Genomic DNA, 17,262 nt, shown 5'->3' with positions numbered 1-17,262 from the left:
GATATGCGTCTGGTGAAAAAGCTACTCCCGCTGGCCTTGGCGGCGTTGTTCAGCAGCGCGGGCCACGCCGCGCAGACGGTCAGTGTGTACAACTGGACCGACTACATCGGTGAGACCACCTTGGCCGACTTCCAGGCCAAGACCGGGATCAAGGTGATCTACGACGTGTTCGACTCCAACGAAACCCTGGAAGGCAAACTGCTTGCCGGCCGTACCGGCTACGACGTGGTGGTGCCGTCCAACCACTTCCTGGCGCGCCAGGTCAAAGCCGGTGCGTTCCTCAAGCTGGACCGCTCGCAGCTGCCCAACTTCAAGAACCTCGACCCCAAGCTGCTCAAGCTGCTGGAGAAAAACGACCCGGGCAACGAGCACTCGGTGCCATACCTGTGGGGCACCAACGGCATCGGCTACAACGTGGACAAGGTCAAGCAGGTGCTGGGCATCGACCATATCGATTCCTGGGCCGTGCTGTTCGAACCGGAGAACATCAAGAAGCTGCACGAGTGCGGCGTAGCGTTCCTCGACTCGGCGGATGAACTGTTCCCGGCGATCCTCAACTACATGGGCAAGGACCCGCGCAGCGAGAATCCCGAGGACTACAAACAAGCCGAAGCCAAGCTGCTGACCCTGCGGCCGTACATCACTTATTTCCATTCCTCCAAGTACATCTCGGACCTGGCCAACGGTGATATCTGCGTCGCCTTCGGTTATTCCGGCGACGTGTTCCAGGCCGCCAACCGCGCCAAGGAAGCCAAGAACGGCGTGAACATCGCCTACTCGATTCCCAAGGAAGGCAGCAACCTGTGGTTCGACCTGCTGGCCATCCCGGCAGACGCGGCCAACCCGAAAGCGGCCCATGCTTTTATCAACTACTTGCTGGACCCTGAAGTGATCGCCAAGGTCAGCGCCAGCGTCGGCTACGCCAACCCGAACCCGGCGGCCAAGGTCTTCATGGCGCCAGAGCTGGTGAACAACCCCGAGATCTACCCGTCCCAGGAAGTGCTCGACAAACTCTACATTTCCACCACCCCGACGCCTGCCGTCATGCGCTTGATGACGCGGTCCTGGAGCAAAGTGAAGACCAACAAATGAACCGTTCCTCGTCCGACCACGCCCGATCCTATTACCTGGCTTCGGCCAACGCCATGCCCCAGCGCCCAGCGCTGGGGGCAGACCTGACGGCCGATGTGTGTGTGATCGGCGGTGGGTTCACCGGGGTCAATACCGCCATCGAATTGGCCCAGCGTGGGCTATCGGTGATTTTGCTGGAGGCCCGGCGGATTGGCTGGGGTGCCAGTGGGCGCAATGGCGGGCAGTTGATTCGCGGGATTGGGCATGACGTATCGGGCTTTGCCAAGTACGTGGGTGAGGAGGGCGTGCGTTACCTGCAGCAGGCCGGGATCGATTCGGTGGCGCTGGTCGGGGAGCGGATTCGCGAGCATGGGATTGACTGTGACCTGCGCTGGGGGTTTTGTGAGTTGGCGAATACGCCGGCGCAGTTCGCGGCGTTTCAGGGGGAGCTGGAAAGCCTGGCGGCCTTGGGGTATGCGCCTGAAATCCGGCTGGTGGCGCCGCAGGATATGGCGCAAATCGTGGGCTCAGGTATGTATGCCGGTGGTTTGGTGGACATGGGGTCCGGGCATTTGCATCCGCTGAACCTGGTGTTGGGGGAGGCGGCTTTGGCCGAATCACTTGGGGTGCGGATCTTTGAAAACAGCCCGGTGCTGGAGTTGGTTCATGGCGATACGGTGCAGGTGCGTTGCGAGTTTGGCACGGTGCGCGCTGGCAGTTTGGTGTTGGCGTGTAATGCGCATCTGGAAGAGCTGGAGCCGAAGTTGAGTGGCAAGGTGTTGCCGGCGGGGAGCTATATCATTGCGACCGAGCCGCTGTCGGTTGGGGTGGCTGATCAGTTGATTCCGCAGAATCTGGCGTTGTGTGATCAGAAAGTGGGGTTGGATTATTACCGGCTTTCGGCGGATCGACGGTTGTTGTTTGGGGGGGCTTGTCATTATTCGGGGCGTGATCCGGTGGACATCGCGGGGTATATGCGGCCGAAGATGCTCAAGGTTTTTCCGCAACTGGTGGATACGGCGATTGAGTTTCAGTGGGGGGGGAAGATTGGGATTACGGCTAACCGGTTTCCGCAGGTGGGGCGGTTGAAGCAGCACCCGAATGTGTTTTATGCCCAGGGGTATTCGGGGCATGGGTTGAACGTGACTCACTGGTGTGCGCGGTTGTTGGCTGAGGGGATTCAGGCTGGGCAGAGTCGGGGGTTGGATATTTTCAGTCAGGTGCCGCATATGACGTTTCCTGGGGGGAGGGTGTTGCGTTCGCCGCTGTTGGCGTTGGGGATGTTGTGGTATCGGGTGCGGGAGATGGTGGGGTGATTGGTTGTGTACATATCCGTTTTTTCGGTAACGGCCACTTAGGGTTCCGCTCTTACAGCGGGTCACTTTTGAAAAGCGCAAAAGTAACCAAAACGCTCTGCCCCGCCTGTCGGCGCCTCGCTGTGGCTCGGCGTTCCCTCACTCCGGCATTGCTCCGCGGGCCGCCGCGACGGGCCATCCATGGCCCGGCGCGGCTAAACCGGCGTCCTGCCGGTTTACCCGCTCCTCAATGCCTGCGTTCGGCCTCGGGCTGAATGGGGCAGTCAGATCAAGATCAAAAGCAAGAGCACAGCGGCCTACAGGCCGGCTTGAGTGTTAGAAGCAGAGGCAAGATCCAGAGCGAAAGCAGGGCTGCTTTTCTGTGGGAGCGGGCTTGCTCGCGAAGAACCAGAGGGCGCCGCGTTAAATCAGAATGCCAACGTCATCGTTAACGACCTTCGCGAGCAAGCCCGCTCCCACATTTGGACCGTGCCCGCTTTAGATTCTGATTTTGCTGTTGCTTCACCACACTCAAGCCGGCCGGTAGGCCGCTGTGCCCTTGATCTGCTTTTGATCTTGATCTTAGGCGCCCCGTTAAACCACGCTGGCCGAACGCAGGTATTACGGAGCGGGTAAACCGGCAGGACGCCGGTTTAGCCGCGACGGGGCAGGGACGCCCCGTCGCGGCGGCCCGCGGAGTAATGCCGGAGTGCGGGCACACCGAGCTCAAGCGAGGTGCCGAGTGGTGGGGCAAGAGCCTTTTGGTTACTTTTGGGCTCTTTTCAAAAGTGACCCGCCGTAAGGGCGGAACCCATACAAGCCATCACTCAAATAACGGATATGTACTCACCCCAAGGCCCCGCCAATCATCCCCCAGCCTTATCGCGCACCATTCACCCCCAACCGTATTTATTGTGACCACAAGCCCCGTGCCTGACACTCAACCCATCCACCCCTAACCACCCCTGGAGTCCCCAATGAGTGAGCCTGTGCAGTTCCAAGACAAGGTCGTGATCGTCACCGGTGCCGGCGGCGGACTGGGCCGCGCCCATGCACTCCTGTTCGCCAAACACGGCGCCAAAGTGCTGGTCAACGATCTTGGCGGCTCAACCCAGGGCGAAGGCGCCAACGCCTCAGCGGCGGACCGCGTCGTAGCCGAAATCCGTGAAGCAGGCGGTATAGCCGAAGCCAACCACGACTCCGTCACCGACGGCGACAAAATCGTCCAGAACGCCCTCGACGCCTTCGGCCGCATCGACGTCGTCGTCAACAACGCCGGCATCCTGCGGGACAAAACCTTCCACAAAATGGAAGACAGCGACTGGGACCTGGTCTACCGCGTTCACGTCGAAGGCGCCTACAAAGTCACCCGCGCCGCATGGCCACACTTGCGCGAGCAAGCCTACGGCCGCGTGATCTTCACCGCCTCGACCTCGGGCATCTACGGCAACTTCGGCCAGTCCAACTACGGCATGGCCAAACTCGGCCTGTACGGCCTGACCCGCACCCTGGCGCTGGAAGGCCGCAAGAACAACATCCTGGTCAACGCCATCGCACCTACCGGCGGCACACGCATGACCGAAGGCCTGATCCCGCCGCAAGTCTTCGAACGCCTCAAGCCGGAATTGATCAGCCCGCTGGTGGTGTACCTGGGCAGCGAGGCATGCCAGGAAACCTCCGGGCTATTCGAGGTGGGCGGTGGCTGGATCGGCAAGACCCGCTGGGAGCGCAGCCTGGGGGTTGGCTTCGACCCTGAAGCAGGGTTCTCGCCGGATGACGTCGCCGCCCACTGGCAGCAAATCTGCGATTTCGACGGGGCCGCTCACCCCAAGGACAACATCGAAGCCTTGAAAGAGATGATGGCCAATCTGCAGAAATACAGCCTGTGATCGTTGCATGAAAAAGTTTTAATCAGTCGGGGCGCCATGGCGCCCCGGTTTATTTCAGGCATAAAAAAAGCCGCTGCAAAGGCAGCGGCTGAAGTAAGACGTTTGATCAAGGAGCAATAAATCAACGTCAGTGAACGCGGGTAACAGATTGAAAATAGTGATCAATCCATAAAAACTTGCTGTTCTTCCAGGTTCTGGAAGCGGGCGGTTTGCCCTGAAAGCCAAGCAAGAATAGGCTTTTGTTACAGAATGAAAAATAGCGATTCGAGACAAGGACTGTTACCAAACTGGCAACAGTGGCAATAACTCCCTATCCATCCTCCTGATAATCCTCCATCCATCTCGTCCATACCCTCGCCAATACCCCGGCCAGAGCGCCCTTTCATCCTTTCGAGCGACAACACGAATACCTCCTTGGTGCGCTTATCGCTCCTGATCGCGGGCAGTAGGGTGGGGCCTTCTGTCACACCACCGGGGAAGACGCATGACAAGAACAACAATGCGCGCCATCTTCAGGCCACAGGCGCTGGCCGCTGCGGTTGCTTTGGGTTGCTGTGCCCAGGCGCAGGCTGTTTCGTTCAACATCGGCGAGATCGAAGGGCAATTCGATTCCTCGCTGTCGGTCGGTGCCAGTTGGGGCATGCGCGACGCCGACAAGAAGCTGGTGGGTATTCCCAACGGCGGAACGGGCCAGGCTTCCACCGGCGATGACGGTCGCCTGAACTTCAAGAAGGGCGAGACCTTCTCCAAGATCTTCAAGGGCATCCACGACCTGGAGCTCAAGTACGGCGACAGCGGCGTGTTCGTGCGCGGCAAGTACTGGTACGACTTCGAACTGCAGGACGAAGACCGCGAATTCAAGCAGATCAGCAATAACCACCGGGACGAGGGCGCACGCTCTTCCGGCTACGAATTACTCGACGCGTTTGTCTATCACAACTACTCCATCGGCGATTTGCCGGGCAACGTGCGCGTCGGCAAGCAGGTGGTCAGCTGGGGTGAAAGTACGTTCATCGGCAACTCCATCAACAGCATCAACCCCATCGACGTTTCCGCCTTCCGCCGGCCCGGCGCCGAGATCAAGGAAGGGCTGATTCCGGTCAACATGGTGTTTGCATCCCAAAGCCTCACCAACCAGTTGAGCGTTGAAGGTTTCTACCAGTTGAACTGGGAAAACACCGTGGTGGACAACTGCGGCACCTTCTTCGGCAACGACGTGGTGGCCCATGGCTGCAACGGCAACTACACCGTCGGCAGCCCGGCGATTGCGCCGTTGCAACCAGTGGCGGCGGCGTTTGGCCAGGGCTTCCAGGTCACGAACGAAGGCGTGGTGGTGCAGCGTGCAAAAGACCGCGAGGCGCGCGATGGCGGCCAGTTCGGGATGGCGCTGCGCTGGCTTGGGGATGACACGGAGTACGGCTTGTACTTCATGAACTATCACAGCCGCACGCCCACCGTCGGTACCATCACCGCCAACACCAACCTGGCAACCATTGGCCGTATCGTCAATGCCGCCAACGGGATTGCACCGGGTTCCGGGTCTGGGCTGGCGCAAAGCACGATGCTTGGTCGCGGCCAGTATTACCTCGACTACCCGGAAAACATCCGCCTGTTCGGTGCCAGCTTCTCGACCACCTTGCCCACCGGCACGGCCTGGACCGGCGAAATCAGCTACCGCCCGAATGCCCCCGTACAACTCAACACCACCGACCTGACGCTGGCCTTGGTCAACCCGATTGCCGGTAACGCCGCGTCACCGATCGCCAGTTCCTTCGGTTCCGATAACGCTGGCTATCGCCGCAAGGAAATCACCCAGATCCAGAGCACCATGACCCAGTTCTTCGACCAGGTACTGGGCGCTGAACGCCTGACCCTGGTGGGCGAAGCGGCTTTCGTGCACGTCGGCGGGCTGGAGGCGAAATCCAAGCTGCGCTATGGCCGCGATTCGGTCTACGGCCAATACGGCTTCGGCGGCGACACCGACGGTTTTGTCACGGCCAACTCCTGGGGTTATCGCGCCCGGGCCATCCTCGATTACAACAACGTGTTCGCCGGGGTCAACCTCAAGCCCAACCTGTCGTGGTCCCAGGACGTCAGCGGCTACGGCCCCAACGGCCTGTTCAACGAAGGCGCCAAGGCCCTCAGCGTTGGCGTGGACGCGGACTACCGCAACACCTACACCGCGAGCCTGAGCTACACCGACTTTTTTGGCGGTGACTACAACACCCTCACCGACCGCGACTTCATCGCCCTCAGCTTTGGCGTGAACTTCTGATTTGGCTTAAAGAAGGACAAAAGACTATGCGCAAGATGATTCTGCAATGCGGCGTGTTGGCACTGAGCCTGTTGGCGGCCAACGTGATGGCCGCGGTGTCGCCGGAAGAAGCGGCCAAGCTTGGCACCACCCTGACTCCGGTGGGTGCCGAAAAGGCCGGTAACGCTGACGGCTCGATCCCGGCATGGACCGGTGGTATCCCGAAAAACGCCGGGGCGGTGGACAGCAAAGGCTTCCTCGCCGACCCGTTTGCCAGTGAAAAACCACTGTTCGTGATTACCGCCGCCACGGTCGACAAGTACAAGGACAAACTGTCCGAAGGCCAGGTGGCGATGTTCAAGCGCTACCCGCAAACCTACAAGATCCCGGTGTACCCGACCCACCGCACGGTCAACTTGCCACCGGAAATCTACGAGTCGATCAAGCGCAGCGCGTTGAACGTGCATGCGATCAACGACGGCAATGGCCTGGAAAACTTCACCGGTAACCGCTACTACGCCTTCCCGATTCCGAAAAATGGCGTGGAAGTGCTGTGGAACCACATCACCCGTTATCACGGCGGCAATCTGCGCCGCATCATCACCCAGGCCACGCCGCAGACCAACGGCAGCTACACGCCGATCCGTTTCGAAGAAGAAGTGGCCGTGCCGCAGCTGATACCGGACATGGACCCGGTCAAGGGCGCCAACGTGCTGACCTTCTTCAAACAATCGGTGACTGCCCCGGCGCGCTTGGCCGGCAACGTACTGCTGGTGCATGAAACCCTCGACCAGGTGAAGGAGCCGCGCCTGGCCTGGGTCTACAACGCCGGCCAGCGCCGGGTGCGCCGTGCGCCGCAAGTGGCCTACGACGGGCCGGGCACCGCGGCCGACGGCCTGCGCACCTCGGACAACTTCGACATGTTCTCCGGCGCCCCGGACCGCTATGACTGGAAGCTGGTGGGCAAGAAGGAGATGTACATCCCCTACAACAGCTACAAGCTCGACTCGCCGACCCTCAAGTACGATGACATCATCAAGGCCGGCCACATCAACCAGGATTTGACCCGCTACGAGCTGCACCGGGTCTGGGAAGTGATCGGTACCGTAAAACCGAGCGAGCGGCACATCTACGCCAAGCGCCACATGTACATCGACGAAGACAGCTGGCAAGTGGCGCTGGTGGACCACTACGACGGCCGTGGCCAACTGTGGCGTGTCGCTGAAGGTCACGCGCAGTTCTACTACGACCACCAGGTGCCGGCCTACACCGTCGAGACCCTGTACGACATCATCGCCGGACGCTACATCGCCTTGGGGATGAAGAGCGAAGAGAAGAGCAGCTTTGTGTTCGGCTTTGCGGCGAAGGCGGCGGACTACACGCCGGCGGCATTGCGTTCTGAAGGCGTGCGCTAAAACCTGATTGGAACAGGGTCAAACTGTGGGAGCGGGCTTGCTCGCGAAAGCGGTGTATCAGTCAATATATCCGGTGACTGACACTCCGCCTTCGCGAGCAAGCCCGCTCCCACATTTACGGTGTTCCACCTTTGGAACATATGCCCGGTAATCAGCCTGCTGAATACTCCTCAACAACCGCCAGACACAGGACTAGGGTAGGGCGCACGCCGCCTAATAATAAAAAACAGGGACGCAGTAATGACCGCCATGACCCGTTGTCTGGATCGTCCTGGATTCATGCCACGCTTGTCTCCCCATCATCTGTTGCGCCCGCGTTTGTCCGGGCCGTTGCTCAACGCCTCGGCGCGGGTGAAGCTGCTCTGCGCCCCGGCCGGCAGTGGCAAGAGCGCGTTGCTTGCCGAATGCGCATTGCAGGCACCTGCGGATTGCCAGGTGTATTGGTTGCCGCTGAATGGGGCGGCCCTGGATTTGTGTCAGCGTCTGGCCCAAACCCTCGGACTGGTGTTTGTCGATGAACCCACGCTGCTGCTGGCCCTCAACCGCTGGCAAGCGCCGGCCTGGCTGTTTCTCGATGACTTCTGCCGGGTGCCGGCACCTGAACTGGACGCGCTGCTCGATCGCATTCTGGCGGCCAGCAGTCCCGTTTTAACCTGGTGGATTGGCGCGCGGCGGCGGCCGGCGTGCAACTGGCCACGGCTGTTGCTCGACGATGAGTTGTGGGAGTGCAACGCAGCCGAGTTGGCGTTTGATCACACCGAGATTCAGCACTTGGCCGGGCCCTGCGCCGACAAGGTGCTGAAGTTCAGCGCCGGCTGGTGCGCCGGCGTGCGCATCGCATTGCTTGAGAGCGACGGGCACCCCGAAAAAACCTTGCTCGACTACCTGCAACACGAGCTGTTCAGCGGCCTGGCGCCGGAGCTGGCCGAAGCCTGGCGCGTGCTTGCGCACTTGCCACGTTTCAACCCGAGCCTGTGTGATCACCTGTTCGGCTTCGGTGATTATCTGCGTGACTTGCAGACGTTGGGCGCCTTTATCGAACCCTGGGAAGACTCCACCGACTGGCTGCAAATCTTCCCGCCGCTGGCGCAACTGTTACTCGACGAACCGTGGCCGGCCAAGCGCTCCTGGCACCGTCGCGCCTGCCAGTGGTTTACCGCCGCCGAGGACTGGCAAGCCGCGTTTGAGCAGGCGCTGCTGGCCGAAGAGTACGAAGTGGCCGTGAGCCTGTTGCAGCACTTCAGTTTTGAAGACCTGTTCCGCCAGCAAAATGCGGTGCTTTTGTTGCGCCTGCATGAGCAGCATGGCGATGAATTGATGCTGGGTTCGGCGCAGCTGGTGGGCCTGGTAACGGCGGCGTTGCTGTTTGCCGGGCGCTTTGACCAGGCAGCGTTATGTATCGATCAACTGGCGCGTTTCACCCCGCAACCGACTGCGCATTCGCAGCGCTATCTATTGGCCCGCTGGCAGGCGCAATGGGGTTGGTTGTTGCACCTGGGAGGCGAAGCCGTACGCGCCCGGGAACATTTTCTGGAAGCCCTGCAAGACTTGCCCGAGAGTGCCTGGACCTCGCGCCTGATGTGCCTGTCGGGCCTGACCCAGCAAGCCTTGCTGCGTGGCGAGTTGGACGTCGCCCAGTCGTTGAACCGTGAAGCACTTTGCCTGGCGCGTTCCCATGGCTCGTTGCTGCTGGAGGCGTTGCTGGAACTCGATCATGCGCAGTTGCTGGAGCAGCGCGGTGCGCCGTATCGGGCCCAGAGCCTGCTGGAAAACGTTCAGCGCATGCTCGTGCAACAGCGGCTTAAAGCCGGGCCGTTGATGGGGCGGATTTCCTTGCGGCGTGGGCATCTGGCCTTGCGCCAGGGGCACGACGCCGTGGCCGCCGAATGCTTCGAATCCGGCCTGGGCATGTGCCTGCACAGCCAGGACAAACGCGTGCTTTATGGCTACCTCGGTCTGGCTTTATTGGCCGCCAACAAAGGCGATTACGCCGAGGCGTTTATCCAGTTGCGGGACGCCGAGCGCCTGATGCAGCAACGCCAGGTGCCCGACACTGTGTACCGCGCCGTGTTGCTGTTGCTCAGCGGGCATTTCTGGCTGCAACAGGGCCGCGCCGAACTGACCCTGGAAGCGGTGACCCGCGTGCTGCGGCACTACCGTGGCCCGAAGGCCAAACAGGCGCCGCCGGCCACCCTTGAATTGATCCCACGACTTGAGTATTTGCAGGTGCTGGCGGAAGTGAAATTGCGCCGCGCCGAAGAGCCTATCGCTCGCCTGAGTGCATTGCTGGAAACTGCCCGTCAGCGCGGCATGCTGTGCCTGGAAGCGGAGCTGCACTTGGTGTTGGGGGAAGTGGCCTGGCAAGTCGGCGATCGACCATTGGCCGTGCGCTCACTGGAAACCGGGTTGGGACTGGCAGGACGATGCCAGGTGCAACAGGCGATTCGCGAGTTGCGCCTCAGGCAGCCGGGGTTGTTGAGTGCGTTGGGGCTGGAGCCGCAAGAGTGCCTGGCGACGGCGGGGGAAAACCCTCTGAGCCAGCGCGAGCTTGAGGTGCTGCAATTGATTGCCCAAGGCAATTCCAATCTGGAAATTGCCGGGCAGTTGTTTATCTCGCTGCACACGGTGAAAACCCATGCGCGGAGGATTCATAGCAAGTTGGGGGTGGAGCGGCGTACCCAGGCGGTGGCGAAAGCCAAAACCTTGGGATTGATGGCCTGAAGCCAAGCGCCCTTTCTCAAACAATGAAGATCAAATGTGGGAGCGGGCTTGCTCGCGAATGCGGTGTATCAGTCACTGATGCTTTAACTGACAGACCGCATTCGCGAGCAAGCCCGCTCCCACATTTTGCTTTGTTGTGTGCCTGATACTGGGAGTCAGGGCTGATAACCCATGCGCCAACTCACCGCCTGGGTTGCCGCCAACAAACGCTTCGCCGCCGGGCCGTCTTCGTCGGCATGGAACAGCGACGTCGGCCCCACCACGGTCAATACCGCCGCCACCTGCCCGACCGCGTTGAACACCGGTGCCGACAATGCGTCCACACCCGGCATCAGCAAACCGTGCACAAAGTGCAGGCCACGCTGGCGGATCTGCTCGCAAGCGGTGGCGTAGGCCTGGTCATCCGCCAACGCATGGGCGATGCCCGCCTGAATCTCCCGCTCGCGCAACTCCACGGTTTCCCGCGACGGCAGAAACGCGCTGAACACCAGCCCGGTGGATGAACTGAGCAGCGGCAACACCGAGCCCAATTGCGTCACCACCGTTACCGCGCGCACCGCCGGCTCGATGTGCACCACGGTCGCGCCCTGGTTGCCCCAAACGGCCAGGAAGCAGGTTTCATTCAACTCGTCCCGCAGTTCCGCCAGGGGCAGGGCGGCGACTTTCAGCACGTCCATGCTGCCCAGTGCGGCCAAACCCACGCGCAAGGCTTCGCGGCCCAGGCCGTAATGGTTGGTGGCGGTGTTCTGTTCGGCAAAACCGGAGGCAATCAGCGCCTGCAAATAGCGGTGGACCTTGCTTGCCGGCATTTGCACATGTTCGGCGAGGCGCGACAGCGAGGTGGCCGGCGACAGTTCGGCCAGGGCCTTGAGGATGTCGGTGCCCACTTCAGCCGAGCGGACTTTCTGTTTACCGGTGTCGCGAGGGGCGGGCGGCTTTTCCATGGAAGGCATGAATCCGAAAGACGAATGGGCGTCTTTATAGCTTGACGGTCAACAGGTATCAAATTACGTTATGCGTAACTGGATTACGATAAAAACAACTTCCGCTCAGAGGACGATCCATGACCCTCGAATACCAATCAGGCTTCGGCAATGAATTTGCCAGCGAAGCCTTGCCCGGCGCACTGCCGGTCGGCCAGAACGCTCCGCAAAAAGCGCCCTACGGGCTGTACACCGAACTCTTCTCCGGCACTGCCTTCACCATGGCCCGCAGCGAAGCCCGGCGCACCTGGTTGTACCGCATCCAGCCGTCGGCCAATCACCCGGCGTTCGTCAAGCTGGAGCGGCAACTGGCCGGTGGCCCGCTTGGGGCTGTGACGCCTAATCGCCTGCGTTGGAACCCGTTGGATATTACCGCTGAGCCGACAGATTTCATCGATGGGCTTGTAGGCATGGTCGCCAACTCGGGGTCGGAAAAGCCCTCAGGCATCAGCATCTACAACTACCGCGCCAACCGTTCCATGGACCGGGTGTTCTTCAACGCTGACGGCGAGCTGTTGATCGTTCCCGAGCAGGGCCGCCTGCGTATCGCCACCGAACTGGGTGTGCTGGACGTCGAGCCGCTGGAAATTGTCGTGCTGCCACGCGGCCTGAAATTCCGCGTCGAGTTGCTGGATGCACAAGCCCGCGGCTACGTCGCTGAAAACCACGGCGCGCCACTGCGCCTGCCGGACCTCGGGCCGATCGGTAGCAATGGCCTGGCCAACCCACGGGATTTCCTCACCCCCGTCGCCCATTACGAAGACCTCAAGCAACCGACCACGCTGGTGCAGAAATTCCTCGGTGAACTCTGGGGCTGCGAGCTGGACCATTCGCCGCTGAACGTGGTGGCGTGGCACGGCAACAACGTGCCGTACAAATACGACCTGCGCCGCTTCAACACCATCGGCACCGTGAGTTTCGATCACCCGGACCCGTCGATCTTCACCGTATTGACCTCGCCCACCAGCGTGCACGGTCTGGCCAACCTCGACTTCGTGATCTTCCCGCCCCGCTGGATGGTCGCCGAAAACACCTTCCGGCCACCGTGGTTCCACCGCAACCTGATGAACGAATACATGGGCCTGATCCAGGGCGCCTACGATGCCAAGGCCGAAGGCTTCGTGCCCGGCGGCGCGTCGTTGCACAGCTGCATGAGCGCCCATGGCCCGGATGGCGAGACCTGCACCAAGGCCATCAACGCGACGCTTGAGCCCCACAAGATTGATAACACCATGGCCTTTATGTTCGAGACCAGCCAGGTGCTGCGTCCTACACAATTCGCGCTGGAATGCTCACAGCTGCAACCTTCTTACGACGCTTGCTGGGCCTCGCTCCCTGCAACCTTCAACCCGAATCGGAGATAACCCATGACTCAGCCTAATCTCACCCGCAGTTGGGTGGCTTCCGCCAACGGTCACCGGGATTTCCCGCTGCAAAACCTGCCCTTGGGTGTGTTCAGCGTTAACGGCGCTGAACCGCGCAGTGGCGTGGCGATCGGCGATCATGTTTTCGATCTGCATGCCGCGTTGGAATTTTTTGACGGTGAGGCTCGCCGTGCGGTTGAAGCCACCGCTGGCGGTCAACTGAACGCGTTTTTTGAACTGGGCCGTGGCCCGCGTGTGGCCCTGCGCGAGCGCCTGCTGGAACTGCTGGCGGAAGGCAGCGACCTGCAAGGCAAACTGCAAGCAGCGCTGCACCCGGCTGCCGCTTGCCAGATGCACCTGCCGGCCAAAATCAATGATTACACCGACTTCTACGTCGGCATCGAGCACGCGCAAAACGTCGGCAAACTGTTCCGTCCCGATAACCCGCTGCTGCCCAACTACAAATACGTGCCGATCGGTTATCACGGCCGCGCGTCGACGATTCGTCCGTCGGGCACCGACGTTCGCCGCCCTAAAGGCCAGACTCTGCCAGCCGGTCAAACCGAGCCGACCTTCGGCCCCTGCGCCCGCCTGGATTACGAGCTGGAACTGGGCATCTGGATCGGCCAGGGCAATGCCATGGGCGACTCGATTGCCATTGGTGACGCCGCTGATCATATCGCCGGTTTCTGCCTGCTCAACGACTGGTCGGCGCGGGATATCCAGGCCTGGGAATACCAGCCGCTGGGCCCGTTTCTGTCGAAGAGTTTCATCACCAGCATTTCGCCATGGGTGGTGACGGCTGAAGCCCTGGAGCCGTTCCGCAAGGCACAACCGGCGCGCCCTCAAGGCGACCCGCAACCCCTGCCGTACCTGTTGGACAAGCGCGACCAGGCCGCCGGTGGTTTTGATATCGAACTGGAAGTACTGCTGACCACCGCCTCGATGCGTGAGCAGAACCTGCCGGCCCATCGCTTGACCCTGAGCAACACCCAACACATGTACTGGACCGTCGCACAAATGGTTGCGCACCACAGCGTCAACGGCTGCCAGTTGCAGGCCGGCGACCTGTTTGGTTCGGGCACCTTGTCGGGGCCGGAAGCCGGTCAGTTCGGCAGCCTGCTGGAAATCACCGAGGGCGGTAAAAAGCCGATCGAATTGGCCTCCGGCGAAGTACGTAAATTCCTCGAAGACGGCGACGAAATCATCCTGCGCGCGCGCTGCAGCCGCGACGGGTTTGCCTCCATCGGCTTCGGCGAATGCCGGGGTACCGTGGTCGCGGCGCGCTGAGAGGGCAGGGCCATGGAACTCTATACCTACTACCGCTCCACTTCGTCGTACCGGGTGCGGATCGCGCTGGCCCTCAAGGGCCTGGACTTCACCGCGGTGCCGGTCAACCTGCTGGTGCCCAAGGGCGGCGCCAACCATCAGCCGGAGTACCTGGCGATCAATCCGCAAGGTCGTGTACCGGCCTTGCGCACCGATGATGGGGATGTGTTGATTCAGTCGCCAGCGATCATCGAATACCTGGAGGAACGTTATCCACAGGTGCCGTTGCTCTCCAGGGATCTGGCAACCCGCGCCCATGAGCGCGCGGTGGCGTCGATCATCGGTTGCGACATTCACCCGCTGCACAACTCCAGTACCCAGAATCTGCTCAAGCAGTGGGGGCACGATGAAGCGCAGGTGCTGGAGTGGATCGGGCACTGGATCAGCCAGGGGCTGGCGGCGGTTGAGCAGTTGATTGGTGATCAGGGTTATTGCTTTGGCGACCAGCCGGGGATAGCGGATACGTTCTTGATTCCACAGTTGTATGCGGCGGAGCGGTTCAAGGTCTCGTTGGCGGCGTATCCGCGCATTCAGCGGGTGGCGGGATTGGCGGCGCAGCATCCGGCGTTCATGGCGGCTCACCCCGCCAACCAACCTGATACGCCATAAGTCTCCAGGCTCACACCGGCCAAATGTGGGAGCGGGCTTGCTCGCGAATACGGTGTATCAGTCAGCAGATGTATTAACTGGCACACCGCTTTCGCGAGCAAGCCCGCTCCCACATGTGATCTTCAGCGTTTCCCAAATATATAAAAACAATACAGGTCCCTTGCGATGCACAATCAGATTGCCAGCTTTCGTGCGGCACTCGACGCCCGCCCGGTGTCGCGCTACCAGTGGTTGATTCTCCTGTTGCTTGCGCTGTTACTGGTCACCGACGGCTACGATGCCCAGGTCCTGGGCTACGTAGTACCGGCGCTGGCCAAGGACTGGGGCCTGGAAAAAGCCGCGTTCGGCCCGGTGTTCAGCGCCAACCTGCTGGGGCTGACCCTCGGCTCCCTGGCCGTCACACCGCTGGCGGATCGCTTCGGGGTGCGGCGCATCCTGCTGTGCTGCGTGCTGATCTACGCCAGCCTCACGGTGCTGATGGTGTTCGCCAATTCCCTGAATACCCTGATGGCCGCGCGCTTTATCTGCGGCATCGGCATGGGCGGTGCAATGCCCAGCGCCATGGCCTTGATGTCGGAGTATTCGCCGCCACGCTTGCGAACGTTGATGGTGACGCTGGCGGCCTGTGGCTTCTCTTTCGGCGGTGCGGCCGGTGGTTTTGTCGCGGCCGGGTTTATCGACAGTTTCGGCTGGCAGGCGGTGTTCCTCGCCGGGGGTGTGACGCCGTTGCTGTTGTTCCCGTTTCTCGCCTGGATGTTGCCTGAATCGCTGCCGCGCTTGCTGCGTGATGCACCGCCCTATGCGCGCCTGCAGAAAGTCACCGCGCGGATGCTGCCCGACTGGCAACCACCGGCGGCGAGCGAGGAACAAAACCGCCAGGAGCAAGGCAGCAAATTGACGGTGGTGGAGCTGTTCCGCCATGGTTACGCGCGCCCGACTTTGCTGTTATGGGCGACGTTTTTTGTCAGCCTGATCCTGCTGTATTTCATGATCAGCTGGTTGCCTTCGCTGTTGCTGGAAAGCGGCTTGGGCCTGAACGAAGCCAATCTGGTGACCTCGATGTTCCTGTTCGCCGGGACACTGGGTGCCATCGGCATGGCCTGGTTTGCCGACCGGTTGAAAAGCAAAGTCCGCCTTTTGTCCGGTGTGCTGGCAGCGGCGGCGGTGTGCACCATTTTGCTGGGACTGAACCACGACAACCCGCGTTATCTGGTGGCCTGCGTGTTTGCGGCGGGCTTCTGCATCATCGGTGGCCAACTGACCCTGAACGCGTTCGCCAGTAACTTCTATCCGGCTCACGTGCGAGCAACCGGTACTGGCTGGGCGTTGGGAGTCGGGCGGTTCGGCTCGATCCTCGGCCCACTGTTCGGCAGCATGCTGCTGGCGATGCACATACCGGTGCAGCAGATTTTCTTTTTCTGCGCGATTCCGGCGGTGATAGCGGCGTTGCTGATTATTCAGGTGCGTTCGCCCAAGGGCGCAGCGCCAACAGGCCCTGATACGTTATTGGCGCCTGGCGCTGATCACGCGTAATCCCCAGCCGGTGGACACGCTGCCATCGTTCTGCCGAAGGTGAGCGATGGCGGCCAGGAAGCTTTCTTTCAGGCGGGCCTTGGCAGGGATTGTCAGCCGGTCGATATCGTAGGTTTCTTTCAATGACGTCCACAGTGCCGCTGGCTGAGGCTGCCAGTGGACGTCGATGTCTTCGAAGCGGATGTCAGTGAAATGATCTGCCAGCAAGGCTCGCCAGCCGTCTTCGTCGCGCGTGCGCGGGTCGCCCATTGGCAAGTGCGGCAGTTGGTCTTCCTTGGCGATTGGACGAAAGGCGTCCAGAAACGCATCGCCGACAGGGCCCAGTAGAAAACTCCTGCCGATCAGCACCGCCAATGTGCCGCCACTGCGCAGTACCCGCTGTACCTCTTGCAGTACCTGTTCAAGATCATCCATCAGCATGATCGCCATGTGCGACAGCAATACGTCGACGCTGGCCGTGGCCACGCTCAATGCCTGGGCGCGTTCCTTGAGCAGGGTGACCTCAACTGGAAGACGCTCGCGGGCGGCGTCGAGTTCGGCCTGGCTCATGTCGACACCGATCAATTGCAGCCCGGGTTGCTGGCGGTCAGCCAGCAGCTTGAGCAGATAACCATCACCGCAGGCCAGGTCCAGCACGTTCAACGGGCTTTGCGCGGTGGGCACGTGCGCAGTCAAGGCAGCATAGGAGGAGCTGTATTTCACCGCCGGCAGTTCGGCGAATGCCGCGCTGGTGGTGCCGGGCTGGCGCTGGTGAAAATCTTCGAGGTAACGTTCGGCGGGGGAGCGCAGGGGCATGACA

The 17,262-nt window shown here is 61.1% G+C and carries 12 protein-coding genes; 10 read left to right on the top strand and 2 right to left on the bottom strand.

The window, feature by feature from the left end; genetic code table 11:
- Positions 1-3: 3 nt before the first annotated feature.
- The 6 genes from HBJ59_RS13160 (at position 4) to HBJ59_RS13135 (ending at position 10,645) form a co-directional block, all read left to right on the top strand.
- On the top strand, positions 4-1,092 hold the full coding sequence (locus HBJ59_RS13160) for a polyamine ABC transporter substrate-binding protein (RefSeq protein WP_167663786.1): 1,089 nt from the start codon (positions 4-6) through the stop codon (positions 1,090-1,092).
- Entirely contained in the window at positions 1,089-2,387 is a 1,299-nt protein-coding gene (locus HBJ59_RS13155; protein WP_167663785.1) for an FAD-binding oxidoreductase, read from the top strand. Before HBJ59_RS13160 ends, HBJ59_RS13155 begins: the two co-directional genes overlap by 4 nt.
- Before the next feature lie 956 nt (positions 2,388-3,343).
- A complete protein-coding gene (locus tag HBJ59_RS13150) occupies positions 3,344-4,255 on the top strand; it encodes an SDR family oxidoreductase (protein ID WP_076017726.1) in 912 nt (303 codons plus the stop codon).
- Between the two features lie 484 nt (positions 4,256-4,739).
- Positions 4,740-6,530 carry a DUF1302 domain-containing protein gene (locus tag HBJ59_RS13145; protein ID WP_167663784.1) on the top strand — a complete coding sequence of 597 codons (1,791 nt, stop codon included), beginning with the start codon at positions 4,740-4,742 and terminating at the stop codon, positions 6,528-6,530.
- Positions 6,531-6,556: 26 nt separating this feature from the next.
- Positions 6,557-7,924 carry a DUF1329 domain-containing protein gene (locus HBJ59_RS13140; protein WP_167663783.1) on the top strand — a complete coding sequence of 456 codons (1,368 nt, stop codon included), beginning with the start codon at positions 6,557-6,559 and terminating at the stop codon, positions 7,922-7,924.
- Positions 7,925-8,164: 240 nt separating this feature from the next.
- Positions 8,165-10,645 (top strand): LuxR C-terminal-related transcriptional regulator, encoded by a 2,481-nt coding sequence (locus tag HBJ59_RS13135; protein WP_167663782.1) that lies wholly within the window; start codon positions 8,165-8,167, stop codon positions 10,643-10,645.
- Between the two features lie 155 nt (positions 10,646-10,800).
- Here HBJ59_RS13135 and HBJ59_RS13130 read toward each other — a convergent pair whose 3' ends face one another.
- Positions 10,801-11,589, bottom strand: a complete 789-nt coding sequence (locus HBJ59_RS13130) for an IclR family transcriptional regulator (RefSeq protein WP_167663781.1) — start codon at positions 11,587-11,589, stop codon at positions 10,801-10,803.
- Between the two features lie 119 nt (positions 11,590-11,708).
- On the opposite strand from HBJ59_RS13130, the gene hmgA reads away from it, so the two are divergent.
- The 4 genes from hmgA (at position 11,709) to HBJ59_RS13110 (ending at position 16,463) form a co-directional block, all read left to right on the top strand.
- Positions 11,709-12,992: a homogentisate 1,2-dioxygenase gene (hmgA, locus tag HBJ59_RS13125; protein ID WP_167663780.1), complete on the top strand. Its 1,284-nt coding sequence runs from the start codon at positions 11,709-11,711 to the stop codon at positions 12,990-12,992.
- Between the two features lie 3 nt (positions 12,993-12,995).
- Positions 12,996-14,282 carry a fumarylacetoacetase gene (gene fahA / locus HBJ59_RS13120; protein ID WP_167663779.1) on the top strand — a complete coding sequence of 429 codons (1,287 nt, stop codon included), beginning with the start codon at positions 12,996-12,998 and terminating at the stop codon, positions 14,280-14,282.
- Positions 14,283-14,294: 12 nt separating this feature from the next.
- Positions 14,295-14,930, top strand: a complete 636-nt coding sequence (gene maiA / locus HBJ59_RS13115) for a maleylacetoacetate isomerase (protein WP_167663778.1) — start codon at positions 14,295-14,297, stop codon at positions 14,928-14,930.
- Between the two features lie 165 nt (positions 14,931-15,095).
- Positions 15,096-16,463 (top strand): aromatic acid/H+ symport family MFS transporter, encoded by a 1,368-nt coding sequence (locus HBJ59_RS13110; protein WP_167663777.1) that lies wholly within the window; start codon positions 15,096-15,098, stop codon positions 16,461-16,463.
- On the opposite strand, the gene HBJ59_RS13105 is transcribed toward HBJ59_RS13110, so the two are convergent.
- Complete coding sequence (locus HBJ59_RS13105; RefSeq protein WP_167663776.1) at positions 16,434-17,258, bottom strand: class I SAM-dependent methyltransferase; 825 nt, start codon at positions 17,256-17,258, stop codon at positions 16,434-16,436. The genes HBJ59_RS13110 and HBJ59_RS13105 overlap by 30 nt on opposite strands.
- Positions 17,259-17,262: the final 4 nt, after the last annotated feature.

The sequence above is a fragment of the Pseudomonas sp. AN3A02 genome (assembly GCF_011765255.1).
Lineage (GTDB): Bacteria > Pseudomonadota > Gammaproteobacteria > Pseudomonadales > Pseudomonadaceae > Aquipseudomonas.
The sequence above is the reverse complement of the archived record's forward strand: the minus strand, read 5'-3'. Positions and strand labels throughout refer to the sequence as shown.

Coding starts and splice junctions, on each gene's coding strand:
- HBJ59_RS13160 (WP_167663786.1), top strand. CDS start 4: ATGCGTCTGGTGAAAAAGCTACTCCCGCTGGCCTTGGCGGCGTTGTTC.
- HBJ59_RS13155 (WP_167663785.1), top strand. CDS start 1,089: ATGAACCGTTCCTCGTCCGACCACGCCCGATCCTATTACCTGGCTTCG.
- HBJ59_RS13150 (WP_076017726.1), top strand. CDS start 3,344: ATGAGTGAGCCTGTGCAGTTCCAAGACAAGGTCGTGATCGTCACCGGT.
- HBJ59_RS13145 (WP_167663784.1), top strand. CDS start 4,740: ATGACAAGAACAACAATGCGCGCCATCTTCAGGCCACAGGCGCTGGCC.
- HBJ59_RS13140 (WP_167663783.1), top strand. CDS start 6,557: ATGCGCAAGATGATTCTGCAATGCGGCGTGTTGGCACTGAGCCTGTTG.
- HBJ59_RS13135 (WP_167663782.1), top strand. CDS start 8,165: ATGACCGCCATGACCCGTTGTCTGGATCGTCCTGGATTCATGCCACGC.
- HBJ59_RS13130 (WP_167663781.1), bottom strand. CDS start 11,589: ATGGAAAAGCCGCCCGCCCCTCGCGACACCGGTAAACAGAAAGTCCGC.
- hmgA (WP_167663780.1), top strand. CDS start 11,709: ATGACCCTCGAATACCAATCAGGCTTCGGCAATGAATTTGCCAGCGAA.
- fahA (WP_167663779.1), top strand. CDS start 12,996: ATGACTCAGCCTAATCTCACCCGCAGTTGGGTGGCTTCCGCCAACGGT.
- maiA (WP_167663778.1), top strand. CDS start 14,295: ATGGAACTCTATACCTACTACCGCTCCACTTCGTCGTACCGGGTGCGG.
- HBJ59_RS13110 (WP_167663777.1), top strand. CDS start 15,096: ATGCACAATCAGATTGCCAGCTTTCGTGCGGCACTCGACGCCCGCCCG.
- HBJ59_RS13105 (WP_167663776.1), bottom strand. CDS start 17,258: ATGCCCCTGCGCTCCCCCGCCGAACGTTACCTCGAAGATTTTCACCAG.